We start from the raw sequence: 4,722 nt of genomic DNA on the forward strand, positions 1-4,722 counted from the left end.
TCTGTGTGTTCGGGATTGGGTAGACCATCTGTAGCTTGTAGTGGGTCTTGTCCATGATGGGCTGCATGTAGTGACCGCAGAGCCCTGCTTGGCCTGCGCCGGTGAAGGTGGTGAGTTGGCGGTGCATCTTGGCGGTCATGCGCTGGGTGAGCAGTGCCGAGGCCTGCACGCCGCCGATATGCGTGGCGACGTGGCCCGTCATCGGATAGATCGACCCCTGGCAGCCGGCGCACCAGAAAAGGCTGGCGATGCCCATACCGGCGGTGGAGGCGACGCAGTCGGCAGCACACGCGGCCTTCGCAGGTGCGTTGGCGAAGAGCACGGCTTCCGGATTGAGGATCGCGGTCAGCTCGTCGTCCGCCCACAGCGGATCGACCTCGGTGAGATAGACCAGATCGAGCGCGCCCTTCTCAAGACACGGGAAGTCGAGCAGCACTTCTAGCCAATAGAGAATGGGATTGGCGTACCAGTGCACGTGATAGAAGCTGTTGCGCGTCTGACTGTCGTGCCCGACCTGGGCACCGCGTGGCACGTGCACCCCGGGGTCCAGGGCGATGCCGCCCAGACCCACCATGCAGAACGGCGTACGGGTCACGTCGACCAGACGCACGGGTTCCCAGAAGCCGACGGTCACGCCGATTCGCGGTGGGTTGTTGCAGAAGCACACCGGCGTCGATGGATTGCCGATGTCGTCCTGGCCGTCGGAAACGATCGCGGCGGAGCCGATCGTGAGCGGAAACACACAGCTCCAGCAGATGTCGGTGATCGGATTCATGAAGCGGCCGTGACAGGTCGACTGCGCGTGCGCAAGGCTGACGCAAGTCAGGAGGACGGCGGCGATCGCCGTGGCGAGGCGGTTACAGGAGTTCATCGATGCGTAGCCTCCTGCCGTCCTGAGACACCATGGCGGGTACGTGCTGGATACGCAGCTTCGCAACCAGCGCGCCGTTCTGGTCGTAGAACACTTGTACCTGCCAGCGACGCATGAGTTCGAGGTACGAGCCGCCGGTGAGGATGAGCTTCACCTTGCCTTGTTGCTGGTCGAGGACACTCCGTGCGCGCGTCACCTGGCTCGCATCGCGGGCGTCGAAGAAGAGTAGCGTCTTGGAGAGCGACACCGTATCGAGCGGATTCACCCGCGTTCCCGGGGCGACGATGACCTGGCCCTGCGCATCGGTGATGGCATACGGGACGACGATGCTGGGATCATGGAAGATGGTCCGGGCCTGGGTGGTTCGGGTGACTGAGGCCACGGGTGCCGGTTCCTCGATCGCACGCTTGGCGTTGCGTTGAGCATCCTGCTGCAGTCGGGCCAGCACGCCGGAGGATTGGGCGTCGCGAAGCTTGGCGAGGATGACGTTCAGCAGGTTCGGTTCCGCGATCTCGTATACAGGGCCGATGACGCCGAGGTGCTCAGCGGTAGCGATGGGAGACGCAGCCAATAGGGCTGCGGCCAGAAGGATCGGCCTGCCGTGGCGTCGGCTAGAAGAGCGCATAGGCTCGACCGATGATCTGTTCATGCGTGATCCAGCCCGTCAGTGCATAGCGGGAGTCCAGGCTGTCGGGATGCGGTGCGCGGACGTAGTAGCGGCCCGCGGAAAGGATCCCGGTGGCGCCTGGCTCGAGGGCGATGCCGGCTCGGCTGGACGGCTTTGCGGTCCCGACGGTATGGCCGTTGACGAAGAAATCGCGATCGACGCGGGTGACCGTGTCGCCAGGCCCGCCTTCAAGGATCTTCACGAACGTCACGCCTGCGGGATACGGGCCGCCACCGGACCAGCGAAACGCGACCAGATCGCCGCGCATCGGCATCGTGCCCTTGTGGATCAGGTAGAGTCGGTGCGGCAGGCTCGGGGAGGCATTGATCCCGAGCGTGAAGTGCGATTGGAAGGCCAGGGCTGCGACTGCGGCGAGAAGGTAGGCAAGCCCCCAGCGTCGGACGTGCGCTGACACGCGCGTTTGGAAAGCCTGAGGATCGAAGCGGTGTCGTAGTCGCTGAGTGAGGTCGTAGGCTCGCATCATTGGCTACAGTCCGAGACGTTGCCGAACGGTCGGCGTCAGGTCGGGAAGGGTGGTGCTGGAACCGGCGATGGCGCCGCGGGCGAGGATCAGGCAGCCGCACTCGGCCGGAAGCTGCTCGATCAAGGTCGTGATCTGGGTGCCGAACTCGCTCGCCCGCTTGAGCGCGTTCAATCGGTCCGTTTCGCTCGCGTCCGTCTTGACGAGCACGGCGGCGATCTCGCGTTCCTTCAGGCGATAGAGCTCCGCGACATCGAGCACGGCAAGACGCGGCGAGCGCGAGGGTGCAATCCACGTCGCGTAGGCGGCAAGGAGCGCTGCACTTATGAGCGCATTGACGATCACCACCACCAGCGCCGCCCGTGCGGTCATGTGCGGCTCCGATCCTGCAGCACGGCATCGATCGCCTCCGACACCGACATGCCTCGCTCACGCTTCGCGTTGATGGCGTTGAAGTCCTCGGCCTTGCTGCTGAAGAGCAGCAGACTGTAGGGGTCGACGATGAGACGCCCGATGCCGTTGCCCGCCGGCCCGTGGATGAAGACCTCCGAGTACGCGCCGTGCTCGGTACGCAGCGACTGCAGCAGACGCTTCATGCTGTCGTCCATGGTGAGCTGACCGAGCTTGTCCAGCATCTCGATGGACTCGGGTTTCTGCCGGAGCAGAAACATCCAGTCGGAGTTGTCCAGCGCCGCCTTGGCGGCGGGGTTGCGGTAGTAGTCGTCCACGCCTTGCGTGGCGGACATGAAGGCGCCCTTGTACTTTCGTGCGCGGCGGTAGCCGGCTTCGATGAATTCGGCGGTGGCCCCACCCGAGAGCAGATCCCAAGCTTCGTCGATGATCACGATCTTCTTGCACTCGCGCGAGAAGTACATCTCGCGGGTGATGCGATACATGACGATGAGCAGCACCACGGTCTGCAGGTCTTTCTTGGCCTTCAGTTCCTCGAGTTCCAGCACGATGAAGTCGGCACTGAAATCGGCGGTGGCTTCGCCCTCGAAGTATTTCCCGTAGGCGCCGTCGCGTGTATAGGGGTGAAGCATGGCGGCGAGGTCTTTCAGGCGCCGGTCTTCGTCCGGGTTTGCCTCGTCAAGTCGACCGGTGGCGAGCAAGTCATGGACTTGGGTGACCGTCATGGCAGGTCCGTGGATCGTCCACACCTTCTTGATGGCCGCCGCGAGCGTCGCGTACTGGAAGCCGTTCAGGGGTTCGCGCGGCGAGACCATCTGCGCGAGGAGGGGCTGGAGCAGTTCCATGTCCTCGTCGATGTCCTCGACCACCGTAAAGGGGTTCAGAGACAGCGGCGCGTGTTCCGTGAACTCGATGAAGGCCCCCCCGAAGTTGCGGCAGGCTTTCTCGTAGGAGCGGCCCACGTCGATGATCCAGACCTTCGCACCGGTGCCGAGATAGGCGGCGGCGATCTCGTTCAACAGCAGCGACTTGCCGGAGCCCGAGGTCCCGGCAATCGCGACGTTGTAGTTGCCCGCTGGGTTGTCATAGACGTCGAGCTGCATCAACTGACCACGGCGGCCACCAAGCAGCAGGACCGGGGTGCCGGTGCCCTGCCACTCGGCCACCAACGGGGCCAGGTGAACGGCATTGGCTGAGGTCTTGGTCGTCAGTCGCTTCATGCGCTTCAAATCGGCGTGGAAGGGGGCGGAGAGCGTCATCGGCAGGCTCCCGATCAACGCCTGGGTCATCATCAGCGTGTCGGCGGTGAGTTCGAATCCACGCGCGCGGAAGATTGCGCGGGCGGCCTGCTCGGCGCGGGTCATATCCTCGGGTGGGGCGAAGAGCATCACCTGGTGGTAGAGGTCGACCAGCTGCTGACCCGCGTCCAGGGACTTCAGCACGATGTCCCAGTCCGCCTTGCGCTCCTGCAGATCCGGGAGGAAGCGGGCCATGTAGCTCGTGGCGTTGGTCGTGGCGCGCGCTGCCTTGAGGAAGGCCCAATTGCGGGTCGCTTCCGCATCGATGACGTGCACGCCGAGGGTGAGCAGGAAGGGGCAGGGGTACTGGAGCGTGCCCTGATACAGATCTCCGATCAGGTTGCCCATGTTCCAGAGGGCGAATCTGGGCGGCAGGGCGCGCACGGACAGGACTCGAAGCGCCACGTCGCTCGGGCTCGCCACGTTGGCGGTGCGGATGTCGTGTTCGCCGATGGTGAGGCGCGTGGCCGGGTCGATGACCTGGTCTCGCAGTTCTCGGCCATCGTCATAGGCGAGTCGCAGCCCATCGCCGGTCAAGCGGTGCGGGTCGAGGAGTTGGGACACCCAGTTGATGAGATCGTCTGCGCTCCAGGGGCGGGACGGGAAGGACGCCGCATGCAGTGTGGCCCGGAAGCCCTCGCGCAAGAGCAGCAGATCTTCCAGCCGGGCGAGGTCCTCGGCATTGCCGGGAATCGACACGCTCATGACGAGCCGAAAGTCCCGGAAGAGGTAACTCTGGCTCGGGATGAGCGAGTGGCGGCTCCCCGCCAGGGTGTGCCCGACGCGGCGACGGGCCATTGCGCGGTGAATGTTCGTGTGTCGCCCCGCGCGACCGCGGGTGTCGAATTCAGGGACCTCGTCGTCCGGCAGACGCAGCGCCGCGTAGTCGCCAAGCGGGTCGCGAATCGCGGGACTTGCCAGGAGGTGGAACTGGATGCCGGCGCCCGCGGGTGCGGCGGCGTAGAGCGCGGTGAGCACCCGTGCCATCTCCTCG

General features: G+C 64.8%; 5 protein-coding genes. All 5 read right to left on the minus strand.

Annotated features, from left to right (window positions below; translation table 11 throughout):
* Positions 1-871, minus strand: an 871-nt coding sequence (gene traU, locus Q0C41_RS29840) for a conjugal transfer pilus assembly protein TraU (protein ID WP_291990396.1), incomplete at its 3' end; no start/stop codon positions are given.
* Positions 858-1,520, minus strand: coding sequence for a type-F conjugative transfer system protein TraW (gene traW, locus Q0C41_RS29845; protein ID WP_291990398.1), 663 nt, complete (start codon positions 1,518-1,520; stop codon positions 858-860). The genes traU and traW, both read right to left, overlap by 14 nt.
* On the minus strand, positions 1,483-2,022 hold the full coding sequence (locus Q0C41_RS29850; protein ID WP_291990400.1) for a S26 family signal peptidase: 540 nt from the start codon (positions 2,020-2,022) through the stop codon (positions 1,483-1,485). Before Q0C41_RS29850 ends, traW begins: the two co-directional genes overlap by 38 nt.
* Before the next feature lie 3 nt (positions 2,023-2,025).
* The gene (locus tag Q0C41_RS29855; RefSeq protein WP_291990402.1) at positions 2,026-2,391 is read right to left on the minus strand and encodes a hypothetical protein; all 366 of its coding nucleotides are present in this window, start codon (positions 2,389-2,391) and stop codon (positions 2,026-2,028) included.
* Complete coding sequence (gene traC, locus Q0C41_RS29860; RefSeq protein WP_291990404.1) at positions 2,388-4,715, minus strand: type IV secretion system protein TraC; 2,328 nt, start codon at positions 4,713-4,715, stop codon at positions 2,388-2,390. The genes Q0C41_RS29855 and traC overlap by 4 nt, the downstream gene beginning before the upstream one ends.
* Positions 4,716-4,722: the final 7 nt, after the last annotated feature.

This window comes from Luteitalea sp., from assembly GCF_022842525.1.
Taxonomy (GTDB): domain Bacteria; phylum Acidobacteriota; class Vicinamibacteria; order Vicinamibacterales; family Vicinamibacteraceae; genus Luteitalea.

Coding starts and splice junctions, on each gene's coding strand:
- traW (WP_291990398.1), bottom strand. CDS start 1,520: ATGAACAGATCATCGGTCGAGCCTATGCGCTCTTCTAGCCGACGCCAC.
- Q0C41_RS29855 (WP_291990402.1), bottom strand. CDS start 2,391: ATGACCGCACGGGCGGCGCTGGTGGTGGTGATCGTCAATGCGCTCATA.
- Q0C41_RS29850 (WP_291990400.1), bottom strand. CDS start 2,022: ATGATGCGAGCCTACGACCTCACTCAGCGACTACGACACCGCTTCGAT.
- traC (WP_291990404.1), bottom strand. CDS start 4,715: ATGGCACGGGTGCTCACCGCGCTCTACGCCGCCGCACCCGCGGGCGCC.